General features: G+C 32.0%; 15 protein-coding genes. 10 read left to right on the plus strand and 5 right to left on the minus strand.

Annotated elements, in window-relative coordinates; all coding sequences use genetic code 11:
• Positions 1–2: 2 nt before the first annotated feature.
• From rfbC to plsY, 8 genes are all read left to right on the plus strand, one after another.
• Entirely contained in the window at positions 3–563 is a 561-nt protein-coding gene (gene rfbC / locus B6K90_RS13695) for a dTDP-4-dehydrorhamnose 3,5-epimerase (RefSeq protein ID WP_088013330.1), read from the plus strand.
• 4 nt (positions 564–567) lie between these two features.
• On the plus strand, positions 568–1,443 hold the full coding sequence (gene rfbD, locus B6K90_RS13700; RefSeq protein WP_088013331.1) for a dTDP-4-dehydrorhamnose reductase: 876 nt from the start codon (positions 568–570) through the stop codon (positions 1,441–1,443).
• Between the two features lie 4 nt (positions 1,444–1,447).
• Entirely contained in the window at positions 1,448–2,461 is a 1,014-nt protein-coding gene (rfbB, locus tag B6K90_RS13705) for a dTDP-glucose 4,6-dehydratase (protein ID WP_088013332.1), read from the plus strand.
• 211 nt (positions 2,462–2,672) lie between these two features.
• Positions 2,673–3,089 (plus strand): hypothetical protein, encoded by a 417-nt coding sequence (locus tag B6K90_RS13710; protein WP_088013333.1) that lies wholly within the window; start codon positions 2,673–2,675, stop codon positions 3,087–3,089.
• Positions 3,090–3,099: 10 nt separating this feature from the next.
• Positions 3,100–5,214 (plus strand): CgeB family protein, encoded by a 2,115-nt coding sequence (locus B6K90_RS13715; protein ID WP_088013334.1) that lies wholly within the window; start codon positions 3,100–3,102, stop codon positions 5,212–5,214.
• Positions 5,215–5,226: 12 nt separating this feature from the next.
• Positions 5,227–6,210, plus strand: a complete 984-nt coding sequence (locus tag B6K90_RS13720) for a glycosyltransferase family 4 protein (RefSeq protein WP_088013336.1) — start codon at positions 5,227–5,229, stop codon at positions 6,208–6,210.
• A 288-nt stretch (positions 6,211–6,498) separates the two neighbouring features.
• On the plus strand, positions 6,499–7,602 hold the full coding sequence (gene wecB, locus B6K90_RS13725) for a non-hydrolyzing UDP-N-acetylglucosamine 2-epimerase (RefSeq protein WP_407920523.1): 1,104 nt from the start codon (positions 6,499–6,501) through the stop codon (positions 7,600–7,602).
• Positions 7,603–7,784: 182 nt separating this feature from the next.
• Positions 7,785–8,360 (plus strand): glycerol-3-phosphate 1-O-acyltransferase PlsY, encoded by a 576-nt coding sequence (gene plsY, locus B6K90_RS13730; RefSeq protein WP_088013338.1) that lies wholly within the window; start codon positions 7,785–7,787, stop codon positions 8,358–8,360.
• Between the two features lie 290 nt (positions 8,361–8,650).
• Here plsY and B6K90_RS13735 read toward each other — a convergent pair whose 3' ends face one another.
• The 5 genes from B6K90_RS13735 to B6K90_RS13755 form a co-directional block, all read right to left on the minus strand.
• Positions 8,651–9,595, minus strand: coding sequence for a GDP-mannose 4,6-dehydratase (locus B6K90_RS13735; protein ID WP_088013339.1), 945 nt, complete (start codon positions 9,593–9,595; stop codon positions 8,651–8,653).
• 128 nt (positions 9,596–9,723) lie between these two features.
• Positions 9,724–12,036 carry a bifunctional glycosyltransferase/CDP-glycerol:glycerophosphate glycerophosphotransferase gene (locus B6K90_RS13740; protein WP_088013341.1) on the minus strand — a complete coding sequence of 771 codons (2,313 nt, stop codon included), beginning with the start codon at positions 12,034–12,036 and terminating at the stop codon, positions 9,724–9,726.
• A gap of 177 nt (positions 12,037–12,213) precedes the next feature.
• A complete protein-coding gene (locus B6K90_RS13745) occupies positions 12,214–14,526 on the minus strand; it encodes a bifunctional glycosyltransferase/CDP-glycerol:glycerophosphate glycerophosphotransferase (RefSeq protein ID WP_088013342.1) in 2,313 nt (770 codons plus the stop codon).
• An 89-nt stretch (positions 14,527–14,615) separates the two neighbouring features.
• The gene (locus B6K90_RS13750) at positions 14,616–15,641 is read right to left on the minus strand and encodes a ribitol-5-phosphate dehydrogenase (protein ID WP_088013343.1); all 1,026 of its coding nucleotides are present in this window, start codon (positions 15,639–15,641) and stop codon (positions 14,616–14,618) included.
• On the minus strand, positions 15,638–16,354 hold the full coding sequence (locus B6K90_RS13755) for an IspD/TarI family cytidylyltransferase (RefSeq protein ID WP_088013344.1): 717 nt from the start codon (positions 16,352–16,354) through the stop codon (positions 15,638–15,640). Before B6K90_RS13755 ends, B6K90_RS13750 begins: the two co-directional genes overlap by 4 nt.
• A 338-nt stretch (positions 16,355–16,692) precedes the next feature.
• Here B6K90_RS13755 and B6K90_RS13760 point away from each other — a divergent pair, with 338 nt between their 5' ends.
• Entirely contained in the window at positions 16,693–17,907 is a 1,215-nt protein-coding gene (locus tag B6K90_RS13760) for a glycosyltransferase family 4 protein (protein ID WP_235821802.1), read from the plus strand.
• Positions 17,900–19,222, plus strand: a complete 1,323-nt coding sequence (locus B6K90_RS13765) for a glycosyltransferase (protein WP_088013345.1) — start codon at positions 17,900–17,902, stop codon at positions 19,220–19,222. The genes B6K90_RS13760 and B6K90_RS13765 overlap by 8 nt, the downstream gene beginning before the upstream one ends.
• The last annotated feature ends 61 nt before the right edge of the window (positions 19,223–19,283 follow it).

The raw sequence follows: 19,283 nt of genomic DNA on the forward strand, positions 1-19,283 counted from the left end.
CAATGAAAGTGACAGAAACTTTTATAAAAGGTATTGTAGTGATTGAACCGACTGTTTATGGAGATCAACGAGGTTGGTTTATGGAAACATATAATGATTCTAAAATGAAAGAATTTGGAATGGATTTACACTTTGTTCAAGATAATCAATCATTTTCTGCATTTAAGGGAACGTTACGTGGATTACATTATCAGTTGTCTCCAAAAGCACAAACGAAATTAGTTCGTTGTACAAAGGGTTCTATTTTTGATGTGGCTGTCGATATTCGCAAAGGGAGCCCGACATACGGTAAATGGTTCGGAATCGAGTTAAGTGCTGAAAATAAAAAACAATTATTCATACCAAAAGGATTTGCTCACGGTTTTATGACTTTAACAGATGATGTGGAAGTCCAATATAAAGTTGATGAGCTATATTCACCTGAATGTGATCGAGGTCTTATTTGGAACGACCCAGTTATTCAGGTGGAATGGCCAATCAATATTTCTCCATTATTATCTGCAAAAGACAAAATCGCACCATTATTAAAGGATGCTGAAAATAATTTCATTTATAAGGAGTAATCGAATGAAGATTTTAGTAACTGGTTACGGTGGGCAGTTAGGCTATGATGTCGTTCGGGCTTGTGAACAACATGGTTTAGTTGTAAAAGGAATCGGACGAAAAGAACTGGATATTACTGAAAGGGAATCAGTTTCTTCTATTTTAGATTCATTTAAACCAGATGTAATGATTCACTGTGCTGCCTATACAGCGGTAGATAAGGCTGAAGATGATAAAGAGAATTGCTGGAATGTAAATGTCGAAGGAACGAGATATTTAGTCGAAGCTGCGAAAAAGCATCATTCAAAATTCATTTATATTAGTACGGACTATGTATTTAATGGGAAAGGTGAAAGTCCGTTTAATGAAGATGATCAACCGGACCCAATCGGTTATTATGGCTTAACAAAGTACGAAGGTGAAAAAGTTGTTCAATCGTTAATCGAAAACTATTTTATCATTCGTGTTTCGTGGGTATTTGGCGTTAATGGGAATAACTTTATTAAAACGATGTTAAGATTATCTGAAACTAGAAATGAATTAACTATAGTAGGAGATCAAATTGGTTCCCCAACTTATACAGTTGATCTAGCTAATTTAATAGTAGATTTAATGAAATCCGATAAATATGGAATCTATCACGCAACGAATGAAGGTTTTACTAGTTGGGCTGATTTTGCAAAAGAAATATTCAAACAAACCGACCGTATAATTTTAGTAAAATCGATTTCATCCGAAGGCTATCCTACTCGAGCAGCTCGACCAAAAAATTCGAGATTATTAAAGCAAAAGCTAGTAGAAAGTGGCTTTCATGCTTTACCTTCATGGCAAGACGCATTAGCCAGATATTTAGTTCAATTAAAATCAAGTTCAATTCATTCAAGAGACGAGGTACAGTAATAAAATGAAAGTAGCGATTACAGGTGGTGCCGGATTTATCGGTGGCAACTTTGTTCAATATATGTTAAATAAATATCCTTCATATACAATTTACAATCTGGACGTTTTAACATATGCGGGTGATTTAACAAAGCATCGAACTATTGAAAAGAATGAGAATTATCATTTTGTAAAAGTTGATATTTCAAATCGTGAAGAGATTGTAAAATTATTTAAGAAAGAACAATTCGACTATGTCGTGCATTTTGCAGCTGAAAGTCATGTGGATCGCTCAATTGCAGAACCAGAAATATTCGTTAAAACAAATGTATTAGGAACTCAAGTTTTATTAGATGCTTCAAAAGCGATTAATCTTAAGAAATTTGTTCACGTATCAACTGATGAAGTGTACGGTGAATTAGATTTTGATCCTACTACATTCTTCACAGAAGAAACTCCATTACAACCAAATAGCCCGTACTCAGCAAGTAAGGCCTCATCTGACTTATTAGTTCGTGCATATCATGAAACGTTTGGATTTCCTATGAATATCACACGTTGTTCGAATAATTACGGACCATATCACTTCCCAGAGAAATTAATTCCATTAACGATTTCTAGAGTTTTAAATGATCAAAAAGTTCCCGTTTATGGTAATGGCGCAAATATTCGTGATTGGTTACATGTTCTTGACCATTGCTCTGCAATCGATTTAGTTTTGCATAAAGGAGAAAATGGTGAAATTTACAATATAGGTGGACATAACGAGCGTACAAATTTAGAAGTCGTTAAAACAATCATTTCAACACTTGGTAAATCTGAAGACTTAATTGAATTCGTTAAAGATCGTTTAGGTCATGATAAACGATATGCGATTGACCCTAGTAAATTAGAAAAACTAGGATGGAAGCCTATTTATCATTTCGATACTGGAATAGCTCAAACGATTCAGTGGTATATGGAAAATAAAGAATGGTGGGAAAGAATTGTTTCTGGTGAGTATAAACATTATTTTGAAAAGCAATATGGAAATAAATAATAAGCAAGAAATTGATGTAAAAAATATTAATTAATATTAAAGACTGCCATCGCAAAATTTGCAAAGGCAGTTATTTTTTTACATTTTTTTAACATGGATACTTATTTAGATTCACAAAAAATCGTTAATCTTAAATTAATAAAATTTTACCTTTTTTAATAAACACGTCTTACATGGAAACAGTGTTTATCTTATGTTCTGGAGGTTTGAAATGAAGAATAGTGAATTATTGAATAGTAGTCATGTTGATTCAACAACTGTAAATTTTAAACCAAGTTTAATAGAAGTTTCGACTGAGGATTTCGATGCTAATATTCTACGGAAAAATGAATTATTAATGAAAGAAAATGAATTCCTCTCAAATAAAGTGATGGAAATGGAAAAAAGAATGGAAGAGCAATTATTTCGTCAGTTAGATTTAATCGTGGAGCATGAGGAATTTATGATGGGGCTCGATGATTATGTTCTTGTAAACGAAGTAAAGCAGTCATTTGGTTCGTATGAATATGAAAAACTGCAAGAAGAATATCAAAAGCTACAATTAAATTATGAAACGTTTAGGAACTCAAAATTTGGAAAATTAGCAAGGAAGTATTGGAAGATATTGAAGTATTTAAAAAGAAAATGAGGGGTCATTCATGTTAAAAGAATTAATCGAAAAACAAATTACTAAATTACGTAATGAAAAATATGACACAAAGATGATGCTACAAGAATTAATGAATGTGGATGAACCCTTTTATTTTCAAAACCATGAGTTACTTCCATTTTCAGCTGATGATTTTACAGTTTCAAAAGGCATTCAAAAGTTTCAAAAAGAAAAGAAGACGCTATTTAATAACAAACTAATAAAGCAGACTGCGGTCATTGATTATAAAGATGAACAAAAATTAATGGATCTCCTTTTTAATGAGGGAAGAAGTCAGTTATATACTAAATTTGGAATCACAGGCTTTGTCAGCGGTAAGTGTGAGGTAGTTTGCGAATTACGATTGATAGATCATGAGAATAACGCTAGCACAATCAATTTTCATATGGATGAGTTAGTTGATCTATCTCAATTTAATCGAAATGAGATTCAATCTGCATCTTTTTCGATTTACATGACAGGTGCAGCCACACTCCATTTATTCCATGCTAAATTAATGGGTTCATATAAAAAGAGTACAATAGACAATCGTCACTTGAAGAAACAAAAGAAAGAAATTAAGGACTTTCGTGTTGGGTTTATTGCAGACGAATTTACGACACGATGCTTCGATTATGAGTTTCAACTTGTAAAAATCACTCCAGAGAATTGGTTGACTGAATTTAAAAAGCATCGAATTGATTTATTCTTTTGTGAGTCTGCATGGCTTGGAAACGATGGAGCTTGGAAGGATAAAATCGGTACGAAAAATCACAGAAATCATACGAAACTATTAAAATTAGTTTATTGGTGTAAAGAACACAATATCCCGACCGTCTTTTGGAATAAAGAAGATCCGTTTCATTACCAAGCTTTTATTGAAACAGCTAAACATTTTGATTATGTATTCACGACTGATTTTGAATCAGTTCAGAACTACGTGGATGAAGGCTGTGAAAATGTTTACTGCTTACCTTTTGCAGCTCAACCGAAAATTCACAATCCAATTGAATATATTACACGTAAAGAGAAGATCGTTTTTGCTGGAGCTTATTATGGTAAAAAGTTTCCTGAGCGTACGAGTGCGATGGAGAAACTAGTAAATGCTTCGAAGGAATATGGACTAGATATATATGATCGAAACTATCATAATCCAACAAGTCCTAATCAATTTCCAGATGAGTATAAACCATTTATTATTGGAAACTTAAAACAAAATGAAATCGATCTTGCATATAAAGGATATAAAGTAGCACTAAATGTAAATAGTATTACGAAATCTCCGACAATGTTTGCCCGGAGAGTATTTGAGTTACTGGCAAGTAATACCCCAATTATTAGTTCCCATTCAGAGGGAATTCATAAAATGTTTGGAGAGATTGTAACAGCTACAGACGATGAAAAACTGATGAAGGACCGACTTGCTAATTACTATACTGATGACACCTTTTATAAAAAAAATCGTTTACTCACATTGCGCAAAGTATTAGAGGAACATACTTATACGAATCGAGTGGAAGATTTATTCAATATTATTAATCTGCCATACGAAAAATATGATGAAACTGCTACATTAGTAGGTATTGTTCGAAGTAAAGCCGACTATGAAAAGTTAATGGCGATTTACAATAAACAAGGAATCAAACAAAAAAAGCTAGTGATTTTACTTGACTTGTTTGATGGCTATTTAGACATTTTTAATCAAAACAATCATGGGGAAGTAAAAACCTATCTAATTGATTATTGCCATCATTACTTTAGCTTGAATGATCTCGTTGATTCGAATTATATTGCTCCTATCAATCTAGACCATTATTATGGAGACAATTATTTAAGAGACTTGATGTTAGCTACTAAGTATACGAATGATACGATTATTGCCAAGGGCGCTGGAAATAGCTATAACTACGTAAATGATTGCCATATTGACGGGGCTTTGATTTGTAAAAAGGCGACTAGATTTATTCATCCAAGTGAATTTATAAAGCTTTTAGATCAAAAATCAACAATTGGACACTTCTCAAAAGCTGGGGTTCAATTTTTTGAAATTGATGAGTTTAATTTTTATCGAGATGCCTATGAACAAGCCATTAGCCGAGACAAAATTGAGAGAATTTTAGTATAAGGAGCTGTTTTTATGAAACTGGCGATTATAGGGCATGATTTAAAATTTATAAACGATGCGATTAAAAGGTTTGAATCTAGAAGTGATATTGAAATAAAAATTGATTTATGGGAAGGCCATACAATTCATCAAGTTGGAAAAAGCTTAGAAATCGTTAATTGGGCTGATGTTCTTTTTTGCGAGTGGGGACTTGGAAATGTTATTTGGTATCAGGAGCATAAAAAAGATCATCAAATATTAATTGTTCGAATGCACCGTTTTGAAATGAATACTCCTTTTCCAGAACGATTTGATTTTACGAAAATTGATAAGATTATTGCGATTTCTTCTTATATATATGAGGAATTCCACCGCGTTGCAAGGATTCCTAGAGAAAAGATGATTGTCATTCAAAATGGTGTTGATGTAGATAAATTCCATTTGCCTAAGCAATATGATGCAGATTTTCGAATTGGGTTACTTGGTTACGTGCCGAAGTTAAAACGGTTAGATCGCGCGCTTGAGATATTTGAAAAATTATACGAAAGAGACAGCCGATATACTCTTTCGATAAAAGGAAAGCACCCGAAAGAGTTTCCATGGGTATGGAATAATCAACAAGAGCAGGATTATTATACAAGTTTATTTCGAAAGATTGAAAAATCCCACTATCGTAATCATGTTCAGTTTGAAGAGTGGGGAGATTCAGCGGAATGGCTTGAGTCGATTGGTTTTGTTTTATCAGTTAGCGATTATGAAAGTTTTCACTTAGCACCAGTTGAAGGGATGGCTTCTTGCGCAGTGCCAATAGTATTAAATCGTGAAGGAGCTCGAACGATATTCCCTGATGAGTACATTTTTGAATCAATCGATCAAGCAGCACAGTATATTGCGGATCGTAGAAAAGGATCTAGGCAAGAACTAGTTGAGTTTGTGAAGGAAAATTACTGTATGGATAAAATGTGTTCAGAGATTTTGAGTCTAATTGATGAGTTACAAGTAAAATTAGTTCATTAATTAATTTTTGGCGCAGTGAATTCTTAAATAGAAGAATCTGCGCTTTTTTCTTCTATTATGATTCCATCGAGTATGAATGATTTTAAATGTGGGAAACTAAGTGTATAGACTTTATCATGATGAAATAGAATAGGAAAATTACTAGTTAAAGAACTTATTAGGAATTAAAACGATATTTTTTTATGGTAAAAAATGTTTTTATTTCTTCAGTTAAGATACAATAGATAGATACATATTCAATAAGCCAGTTTGTTTTTGAAAGGGGAAAGAATTTTGACTGTTAAAGTAATGACAATTTTTGGAACAAGACCAGAAGCGATTAAGATGGCGCCTTTAGTGCTTGAGTTAGCTAAATATCCGGATCAGATCGAATCAATTGTGACGGTTACAGCTCAGCATCGTCAAATGCTGGATCAAGTTCTCGAAATTTTTGAAATCACGCCTGATTATGATTTAAATATAATGAAGGATCGCCAAACTTTAATTGATGTAACAACACGAGGTTTGGAAGGTTTAAATAAGATAATGCAAGAAGTAAAGCCGGACATTGTATTAGTTCATGGTGATACGACTACTACTTTTATTGCTAGTCTTGCAGCTTTTTATAATCAAATTGCAATTGGACATGTTGAAGCTGGTTTACGTACTTGGGACAAGTATTCACCATACCCAGAAGAAATGAACCGACAATTAACGGGTGTCATGACTGATTTACATTTTGCACCTACTACAAAAGCTGCCCAAAATTTATTAGCTGAAAATAAGAGGGAAGATTCGATTTATATAACTGGTAATACTGCAATCGATGCCCTAAAAACAACAGTAAAAGAAGAGTATGCTCATCCTGTTCTAGATCAGATTGGGAATGACAGATTAGTCTTAATGACCGCGCACCGTCGTGAAAATTTAGGGGAACCGATGAGAAATATGTTTAAAGCGATTAAGCGCTTAGTCGAAAAACATCATGATATTCAAGTTGTGTACCCTGTGCACATGAATCCTGTTGTGCGCGAAATTGCAAATGAAGTATTAGGAAATGACAATCGAATTCATTTAATCGAACCATTAGATGTAATTGATTTCCATAACTTTGCTGCGAGATCTCATTTAATCTTAACTGATTCTGGTGGTGTACAAGAAGAGGCACCTTCTTTAGGCGTACCAGTTCTAGTTTTACGTGACACGACAGAACGTCCTGAAGGAATTGACGCTGGTACATTAAAGCTTGCTGGAACTGACGAAGAAGTCATTTATACGTTAGCCGATGAACTGTTGTCTGATGAAGAAGCACATAGAAAAATGTCTAAAGCATCTAACCCATACGGAGACGGCGAAGCTTCTAGAAGAATTGTTGAAGTGATTATTAAACATTTTAATCATAAAATAAAGTAATCATTAGCAAGGAAAGACTATCTTTGAAATTCAAGGGTAGTCTTTTTTCGATTTAAAAACTTGGCTCTGTTAAAGTAGATTGTTGATTTTCTTATTGAACTAAATAGCAGTAGAGTGGAAGAAGGAAAAAGGGTTATTAAATAGAATATCAATATTAATAATTTAAGTAAGAAAGGTATATTATGTTCGATATTTCAATTCTATTTCTATGTTATTTGATTGGTTCAATCTCATTTGCTTTAGTTGTCGGTAAACTATTATATAAAACCGATATTCGAGGTTATGGCAGTGGGAACCTTGGTGCAACCAATGTTTTTAGAGTTCTTGGAAAGAAAACAGGACTAATTGTTGCAATTGCAGATTTATTAAAAGGTACATTTGCTTGTTTACTTCCCCACATATTTAATTCTACGGTTAACCCCATTTTCTGTGGTTTATTAGCAATATTGGGACACGTATTTCCTGTTTTTGCAGGGTTTAAAGGCGGGAAAGCTGTTGCGACAGCAGCAGGAGTTTTATTATTTTTGACACCTTTAGGTACTTTGACAGGTTTTGTTGTATTTATATTAACTTTGACACTTTCAAAGTATGTTTCACTAAGTTCAATGTTAGCTGGAATAGCAATTTTTATATATAGCCTTATATTTGAGGATAAAGCCATTATAGTCCTTACATTATTTATTAGTGTATTAGTGATAATTTTGCATAGGCATAATATCAAAAGAATTAGAAAAGGAACTGAAAGCAAAATATGGTAAGAAAAAATAAGCCCTTCTAAAAATACAAGTTATTTGGTAAATACTAAAGAGCTGATAGTGAAAAACTGTACTTAAACTAACGGATGCGAGTTCTATAAGAGTTCTTAAAGGTTGTCTAATTAGACAACCTTCTTTTGTCCAAAAATCAACATTTAAATTTAACAGAGCCAAAAACTTAATAAGGGTACCTAAAAGGATGAACCCAGCTTTAATCATTACATAAATAAAAACGACTAAACCTTTTGTTAGAGTTAGTCGTTTTTGTTTTCGATGTGGTTTATAGTACTTAATCAGTCAACATCCTTTTTAGATTGTTGAATATAATAGTTCAATGTTTTTTCTAGTCCTTCATACAAAGTGTAGGCTGGTTTCCAATTTAATAATGAGTGTATTTTTTCATTTGTTAAATAGCTGTCACGAATATCGCCACTACGTTCATCTTCGTATTGAACTTCAATTTTTCGGTTAAGAATTTGTTCAGTAACCTCTAATAATGTATTTAAAGATGTTTTTATGTTTGTACCAACATTGCATACATCATTTGCTGGCTTTTCTCCTGCAAGGAAGTTTGCCGAAGCGATATCTTCTACATAAATATAATCTCTAGTTTGCTCGCCGTCTCCGAAAACCGTAAAAATAGAATTTGATAAGATTTTATCCATAAGAATACTAATAACTCCGCCTTCACCTTTTGGATCTTGACCAATACCATATACATTCGCATATCTTAAAATAGTAAAAGGGATGTCATATAGTTGATGATATACATTTATGTAATATTCAGGTGTTAATTTTGAAATGCCATAATAAGAAATAGGTTGTTTTTGATGGTTCTCATCGACTCCTAAATAGACCGGATTACCATAAACAGCTGCTGATGAAGCATAGACAAGATTTACTTCTTTTTGTTCTTTTAGTTTGCGTACAGCTTCTAATAAATTGATAGTACCTAAAATATTAATTTTTGCGTCTTCTAATGGGTTTAAGATTGAAAATTGAACATCGATTTGTGCCGCGTGATGATTGATGATATCCGGTTTTTCTTTTAGTACGATATCAATAAATTTAGAATTACAAATACTTTCTTCGTAAATAGTAACATTTGGTGGAAGAGTAGCTATGTTTCCACTTGAAAGATCATCTACAACTACAACTTGGTAACCTTTTTCTACATACGTTTTTACAAGATTTGAACCAATAAAACCAGCACCGCCTGTAATTAAGATCTTTTTCATAAAACTTCTCCTTAAATATGTACTAGCAATCATATATTTTTTTATCTATTAACTTAAATTATGATATTAATTTTACCATAGGAATACAAACTAGACCATGTAAAACCACTAGTACGGTAGTGCTTTCATTACTTAATTAAAGTTTGAATTAATCTTTTTGCTGATTGACCGTCTTGATATTTATTAAATCGATGATTAAACTCAGCTACTTTTTGAAGATTGAAGTTACCTTCTTTAATAAGGTTAATTATTTCATCTGTTGTTCTGACTATCGGTCCGGGAACAAACTCATCATAATCATAGAAAAAGCTTCTTTCATCTAAGTATTCTTCAAGGTCATATGCATAAAAGATCATAGGTCGTTCTAAAATTGCATATTCAAATACAAGTGATGAGTAATCACTAATTAGTATATCTGTCAGATAAAGAACTTCATTCATATCATGATTGCCTAAATCAATGACAAAATCTTTTGCTTCTTGTGGAATGACTATCCCTTTTTTGACGGCTGGATGTAGTTTAAGTACGAGTACATACTCATCTTGGAGCTTATTGGCCATTTGGATTAGATTTAATTGTAAATTAAAATTCTTGCGCTCTTTAGGGCTACCCCTAAATGTAGGAGCGTACGTAATAACTTTTTTGCCTTTCAACATCGGATATTTGTTGAAATATTTCCTTTTAATAGACTCTAACATTTCGTCATTATAAAAAAAGTCAGTTCTAGGTAAACCTAAAGCTAAAACATTCGATTCTGGAACGTTAAATGCCTCTGCATAAAAAGGAATAATTTCATCGCAAGAAACAATAACATTGGAATAGGAAGTATGTGCTTTAATTTCAAAATCCTTACTATTACTATCTTTATAGCCTACTGCACTAAGTCCAAATTTTTTGAAGGCTCCACATGCATGCCATACTTGAATGACTTTCGTATCTTTTCGTAAATTTACATTATATAGAGGTCTATGATAATCATTCAGGATTACATATTTAGCACGCCCAAAATCATAATACATTTTACATAACTCAGAGAAATTACGCTTTCTAATAAAGTGGCCAATAATTTTATACTCTGGTTTTGTTTTAATGAGTTCTTCGTAAATAAAATAATAAGAGTCTTGAAGGCCAGTTGATTTATTTGAAGCAAAAATAATCTCATTTTTCATTGGGAGCATTTTTGCAAAATTTAAGACAACCCGTCTAGCGAAGGCACTTTTTAAACGACTTGAGAATTTGTTTTTCCTTTTTTTATTTGCTTTCTTTCTGACCAGGCTATTAATAGGAGATAGACTATTTTTTTTAACGGCCGCAAAACAAGAGTATACTTCTAATTTATGTATAGAAGTTACTAATTGATGAGCCATTTCTGGATTTAAACGTGCTTCCCAAACTTTTAGTAAGTCTAAATGGATTCGTTTTGCTTCTGGACTCATAAAATGATATCGATTAACGATTTCATAAGAAACAATCCGAGGTATAGCTGGGATTTTGTTATAAAGATTAATATCAATTTTATTTATAAATTCCAAAAAAAGTTTTAAACTCTCAACTTGTGTCTCTGTCTCCATACTACGAATAGCACTGTTCACTGCCGGCCATATATCTGCCATTACGATTCTTTGGTAGTAATGCGCTTTTATTTGAATTCGTTCAAATTTATTTTCAATGTATTGATCCCAAAGAGGATCAGAAATTGATAGACTTTTTAAGATATCGTTTAAGACTTTAACAGAATTAACTCTGACAATTTGAGATAAAGAAATATTATCTTCAGCTTCTCTAGAGCGATAGTAATAAATCACTTTATCAACGGTGAAAATTTTATTTGCCTTTAAGTATGCTTCTATTATAAAAGGGTGGTCCTCTGTTACTTTAATATTTTTAGGAAAATTGATATTTTTGACGTGGCTAGCTTTAAATAGTTTATTACATGGTCCAAGAGAATAGAGTAAGCCAGGGGTTGAGATTAGTGACTTTTCTCCAGGTATATTTACTCCGTTACTAACATGACTGCCAATAAACCATTTTTGGGTGCTATTAAAGCTTAATGATTGCCCTGTAACAACTTCGGCATTTTCATCAAGAGCTGCTTGGTACATTGCTTCGATTGCATCGTGAGGCAATAAATCATCAGAATCGACAAAACCAATATACTCGCCTCTAGCAATCTTCTTTCCATTATTTCTAGCGATACCAGGTCCGCTATTATCTTGAATACCTAATACAATATTAGGATAAACTTTTGCATATTGCTTAATTAATTCAACACTTTGATCACTTGAACCATCGTCTATAAATATAATTTCTATGTTTTTAAGTGATTGATTAACTAAGGATGAACACGTTACTTCAATATATTCCTCTACATTATATACAGGGATGATTAAACTAACTTTAACGTCCTTTAAATCAGGGTTGATTATTAATTCAAAACTCATCAATTTTTCCTCATTTCAAAACGAATAAATAAAAGGTTTATTTCTTATTTAAAAGTAATTTTGTCAAAAATATTGGAAATTATTCCTTGTATAAGGATTTATGAATAGGTTAAGAAAAAGAAAAGGCAAGTAAACAGTTGAATCCACAGATTTCAATGCTTACTTGCCTTTATAAAATTATTTAATTAGCGTTTCTACGAATCTTTCTGAAGCTCGTCCGTCAGCTATTTCATTAAAACGTTGGTTAAATTCTTTCACTTTATTTAAATCAAACTGATCTTCTTGGATTAAATCGATAATCTCATTTGTAGTTGAAGTAATTGGACCAGGTACAAAATCATGATAATCATAGAAGAAACTTCTTTCTTTCATATAGTTCTCATAATCATATGCAAAGAAAATAACAGGTCTTTCTAGTAATGTATATTCAAATAATAATGAAGAATAGTCGCTTATTAAAATATCTGTCATTAACAGCACTTCATTAATATTTTCCTTGCCTAAATTCAATACAAAATCACGAGCAGATTCAGGAATTTTTACATTATTCGTAACTGCCGGATGCAATTTTAGTACAAGTACATAATCTTCGCCTAATTTTTCTTCCATTGAAGCTAAATCAAGTTCTAAATGGAACGTTTTTCGATCTCTTGGGTTTCCACGGAATGTTGGTGCATAAGTAATAATTTTTTTATCTTTTAATTTTGGATATCTATTTAAGAATTTTCTACGAACATAATCCTTTGTTTGATCGTCAAAGAAAAGGTCAGTCCTAGGTAGTCCTAAAGGTAAAACATTTTTTTGATCAATATTAAATGCCTCAGCATAATGAGGTACAACTTCATTAGTTGAAACAACAACTTTTGTATAAGGTTTATGAGCATTTGTTTCAAATTGTTTTGGATTACTATCTGCAAAACCTACTGCACTATGTCCAAACTTTTTAAATGCACCACAAGCGTGCCACATTTGAATAACTTCTGTTTCTTTTCTAAAATTCATTTTATAAATTTGGCGGTGATAGTCATTTAGAATAATATATTTAGCACGGCCAAATTGGTAGTATGTTTTGCATAAATCAGAGAACTCACGTTTCTTAAAGAAGTCATCAACTACTTTATATTGTGGGCGTTTCGTTCTAATTTCTTCGTAAATAAAAGGATATGAATCATCAAGACCTTTTGATTTATTTGAAGCAAAAACAATTGTATTTTGTGCAGGTAGTAAACTAGCAAACTTAAAAACTACTCTTCGTGCAAAGGCACTCTTAAAGCGACTCTTAATTTTATTAATACGTTTTCTGCGATCTCTTTTGCTAATATGACGTTGAATTGGTTTGATTGAATCTTTTTGTAATGCTTTTAAACATAACGATGTATCAAATTTTCTATTTGAGTTTTTCAAAGTGTGCATAGTGCCTGGGTTACTAAGTTTTACCCATTCTTTCAACCAGTTTAAATGCAATTCCTTTGCTTTTTGAGATAATAAACCATAATGAGGAACCAACTCGTATGATGTAATTCTAGTTAGAGAAGGTACTCGATTATATAATTTATAGTCAAGTGTTTTAAGCCAGTCATAGATTAATTGGAATGCTTCTTCTTGGATCGAAGCATCTTTTGAACGAACTGCACTCATAATGGCAGGCCATAGATCAGCTGTAACGATACGGTGGTAATAAACACCCATCACATCCAGACGCTCTAGCTCGTTTGGTATTAAATTATTCCATAATCGATTTGAATAGCTCAAACTTTTTAAGATATCACGTAAAACTTTAACAGAATTAACTCGTACTACTTGTGAAAGAGAAAGATTTGATTCTTCTTCACGATTACGGTAATGATAGATTACTTTATCAACTGTAAAAATTTTATTTGCTTTTAAATAAGCTTCAATGATAAATGGGTGGTCTTCTGTTACCCTAATATCAGTTGGGAATGACATATCTTTAATTAGACTAGATTTAAACATTTTGTTACAAGGACCTAATGAATATAAAAGTCCTTTATTTGCAACAAGCGATTTCGTACCAGGAGTATATACACCATTATTGACATGGCTAGCAATATACCAAGAACGAGTACTATTAAAGCTTAAAGAAGCTCCTGTAACTACTTCGGCATCCTCAGTTTTTGCTGCTAGATACATAGTTTCTAATGCATCCTCAGGTAATAAATCATCTGAATCGACAAAACTAATGTATTCACCTTTAGCTAAAGTCAACCCATTATTTCTTGCGACACCTGGACCTGCGTTTTTCTGTAATGCATAAAGTATATTTGGATATAAGCTTAAAAGGTCATTGATAATGTTTGGCGTATTATCAGTTGAACCATCATCAACTAATATAATTTCAATTGGACTTAATGTTTGCTTAGCAAGTGATTCAATTGTCTCTTTAATATAATTTTCTACATTATATACAGGAATAATGATACTAACTTTAGGTTGATCTACAATAGATGGTCTTACTACTTCAAAATTCATTTTGGGTAATTTCTCCTCATTATTAAAATAGTTTATGAGTTATATGATTAACATAAAAAAGAGGAGAGCAATATCCCCTCAAATTTACATTATATTTTCCATTCCATAACTGATTTTCCCCAGTTAGTTGTTAAATCACGTTCGAATGCATTATGAATATCATCGATACTACGAACTACATTTACATCTCCAATTAGAGTCTCTAAATATTCGACTACTTCAGGGTACTCATGAAGGAAGTTAACAGTTTCAACGAAGTCAGCGCGTCCGCTTCGACTACTACCTATTAAAGTAATTCCTCTTTCAAGGATCATTCGTGTATTGATTTCAACAGGATATTCAGATACTCCAAGTAATGGAATCGAGCCTTCAGGCTGAATATGTTCAATGATTTGTTCTACTGCGTATTGACTACCAATACCACCTACACATTCAAAAGCATGGTCGACTGTTACATCTTCAGGAACTTCATCAATTTGATACGTTTCATCTGCAAATGAGAAGTAGCTTAATTTTGAATGATTTTTACCAAATACATATACTTTACTTTCTGGATAGCGTTTTTTCAGGATAAGAGCAGTTATAAATCCTAAGTTTCCATCTCCCCAAACGCCTAAAACATCACGACGTTTATGTGCACGTTCTTCAAATCGGACAACTGCATGCATACTTACACTGATTAATTCAGAGAACGCTGCAACTTGTAAGTTTATGTCTTCTGATAATGCTACTACACGGTCTCTTTCAAGAAATACATAATCTTGCATGAAACCATCATAGCCACTCGAACGAAACTTACTTGTTTTTAAATAGTTTTCAGCAATTACATCATCAACCTGAGTAGGTGTATTTGGAATCATCACGACATGTGAGCCAGTTTTGAATTCACCTTTTGGGTCATAAACAACTTTACCAACACCTTCATGAATCAATGCCATTGGTAATTTTTTTGCCATCGCTTCTTTACCACGAGTACCAGTATAGTAGCGTTGATCTGCAGCACAGATTGATAAATGTGTCGGACGTACTACGATATATTCACCTTCTAAAGATTGTTCTTTATACGTTATCTCAATTTGTTTTGTTGAAACTAAACGATAGATTTGATTAATCATTTTGTTGTCACCTGATCCTTTAAAAGTGCATTTGCTACTTTTAAGTCATACGGAGTCGTAATTTTCATATTAAAAACTTCACCTTTAACTAGCTTTACGTCTACACCTTTTAGAAGACAAATTTTACAAGCATCAGTTAAAATCGCTTTTTGTTCTGAATCTAATTCAGAATAGTGTTTTGTAAGTAGATTAATATTAAAACTCTGAGGAGTTTGTCCTTGATACATTGTATTTCTTACTGGAATATCTGTAATCGTATCGTGATTTGAAGATTGAATAATTGTATCAACAGCCTCAATAACCGTATCAACAGCTCCATATTGTAAAGCAGCATCAATATTTTCTTCTATAATACGATGAGTTAAAAACGGTCTAACAGCATCATGAGTTACGATAATATCTTCATCAGTTATTTCAAAGTTTTGTTGTAAATAGCGAATACCACTCATAATTGATTCATTACGGTCGCTACCACCTTCAACAACAGCTATACGGTCGTTTGTACCGATATACTTTTTAATAATATCTTTAGTATGTTGAATCCATTCTTTTGGAGTTACAACTAAAATCTTTTTAAAGTCGTCGTTTAACATGAATTTTTCTATTGTATGGATAATAATTGGACGGTTATTCAGCGCAAGAAATTGTTTTGGCATACTAACATTTCCCATTCGGGTACCTTTTCCACCCGCTAATATTTCTGCATAAATCATTCATTTTCACCTGCTTTATTATTTTGGAATTAATATGTCAAGTAAGGATATTTTGTCTAAAAATTAGACATATTTTAATAAAATACCCAAAGTTTATAAAAACATTACAAAACATTACATTTCATGTATTGTTTCTTCAAATACAATAAGTATAATCATATCAAATAAAAAATAATTAGTCGACATTATACTATATTATTCGATGTTTTAGTACAAGTAGCTTCAAATAAAATTTTCCAATTTTAGAAAAATGGTAAAAAAGGTTGGTTTATGGTAAAATATCGTATATTTTGTCAAGTTAAACTAATCATTCATTCTATTCAGGAGGTAAGACATTCTTGGGTTTTCATAAAAAGAAGATTTTACTTATTTCACAACATTTTTATCCAGAAATAGGTAGTGCAGCAAACCGTATGAAAAATATTTACATAGAGTTAAAGGAAAAAGGTTTCGATGTTAAAGTACTAACATTAGAACCTAGATATCCTAGTCGTGAATTATATGAAGATAAACAATTTTGGAATGAGCCTCAAATCGACGAAAAGGATGTCATTCGAATTGATCCTTCTATAAAAAAACACTCTGGAAGTATTTTAAAAAGATTATATTTATATCTAGAAGTTATGGTACGATTTATTGGTACGATTTTTAAGCAAAAAGCTGAATTTGATTATATTTTTGTTACTTCTCCACCAATATTTGTAGGTGTGGCAGGTTTAATTGCTAAATGGAAGTTAAAAGCTCCATTAATAGTAGATATAAGAGATTTATGGCCAGAGTCACTAACGGGCGTACAAGTATTCTCTAATCCTTTAATCTTAAAGGTGGCATATAAAGTAGAAGAAATATTATATAAAAAAGCAACGAAGATCATTGTTAATAGCCGAAGTTTTATTCAATATATGACAAATAAAAATGTAAGCAAGGATAAAATTACATTTCTACCTAATTCATTAACGGAAAGTGAATTAGACTATAAGGAAGCTCATTTAGAAAAAGATAAGATAACCGTTATTTATACCGGGAATTTAGGCTTAGCACAGGATTTGCATAAGTTTATGAAAACTGCTGCAATGTTAAAAGAGAATCAATCAATTAATTTTTCGATTATTGGTTATGGGAAAAATACAAATGAAGTTAAGAATTATATTGATTCAAACGGATTAACGAATGTAACATTACATACCGCAAAATCCCGAAATGAAACTTTAAAACTTGTAGCAAGTGCTGATATTGCTTATGTAAGTTTAGTAAACCAAGAAGTGTTTAAAACCGTTTTGCCTGGGAAAATAATTGATTATATGTGTGTAAAGAAACCAATCATTGGAGATGTAGCAGGATATGCAAGTGAAATTATTCATGAAGCGAACTGTGGCATTATATTGAAAGAAGATACACCTGAAGAATTGGTTGAAAATATATATAAACTTGCAAATGATCCAAATCTCCGAAAAACTTATGGAGAAAATGGCTATCAATATGCATACAAAAATCTACGTTGGAAAACGAATATTAATGTGTTATTAAAAGTGATGGAGGAAATCCATGAATAAAAAGGTTTGTGCGTTTGTTTTTAATCATTTTACGAATGATGCACGCGTACTGCGTGAATGTTCTGCTTTAGCAGAAGTCGGATATGATGTTGATTTAATTGCTTTACATGATGATTCAAAAGAATTACCAAAAAGAGAACGAATGGAAGAAGGATTTAATGTGATCCGAGTAAACAATCGTTTACCATTTGGACTCTATCATCTTGTTCATTATTGTTCAAAAATCTTTCATTTAGTAAAAAGTAGTTTATTAATGAAACTAGTTGCTATTTTATTGATTTTACTAGGTTTATTTTTAAATGCAGTTGCAACGATTGTAATTGCAGGTGTAATCGTCCTTTTTGGAAATCGTTATATGAAAGTACTCTTAACAAGAGGCTATAATATTTTACAAATGATCTATCATGGTCTAAAAAGGGATTACGATATTTATCATGCGAATGACTTAAATACTTTACCTCAAGGAATCATTTGTGCAAAAGTATTCAAAAAAAGTAAATTAATTTATGATTCACATGAAGTACAATCTAGTCGATCTGGTTATGAGAATCCGATATTCGGAAAAATTGAGAAGTTTTTAATTAAATATATTGATGTGATGATTCACGAAAATAATACTAGAGCAAAATATACGCAAGAATTATATGATATTCCATATCCTGAGGTAATTCACAATTACCCATTTGTATCTAAGCCGGAAGAAAGTAATGCGATTAATCTTCATGAAAAACTAGGAATTAGTGAAGACGAACCAATCCTTCTTTATCAAGGTGGTATACAAAAGGGGCGTGGATTAGAATTAATTGTAAAAGCTGCACCTTTATATAAAAGAGGGATCATTGTTTTTATTGGTGATGGTAAGATAAAGCCTACTCTTTTAAAATTAGTAGAAGAGCTACAACTACAAGATCGAGTGAAATTTATTGATAAAGTACCAGTAGATGAATTGCTTAATTATACAAGAAATGCTTATCTAGGGTTTCAAGTATTAAATAATATAAATTTTAATCACTATTCAGCGTCTTCAAATAAATTATTTGAGTACATGATGAGCGGCGTACCAGTTGTTGCTTGTAGCTTTCCGGAGATCCAAAAGGTAGTTGAAGGTGAACATACTGGTGTATGTGTTGACTCCCACGATATTGATTCAATAGCTGAAGGTGTGAACTATTTATTAGACAACCCTGAAGTTCGAGACGAAATGAGCAGAAACTGTTTAAAAGCAAGACATAAATACAATTGGGATAATGAGAAGAAAGTTTTCATCGGAATTTACGAAAAAGTTTTATACGGTGAAAGGGCAATGGTAAGCTAAAAATTTATCGATTATGTGAATATTTTAGTAGAGAAGGTAAAAAGAACTAGGGATTATGCCA

This window comes from Gottfriedia acidiceleris (genome assembly GCF_002128425.1).
GTDB lineage: Bacteria > Bacillota > Bacilli > Bacillales > Bacillaceae_G > Gottfriedia > Gottfriedia acidiceleris.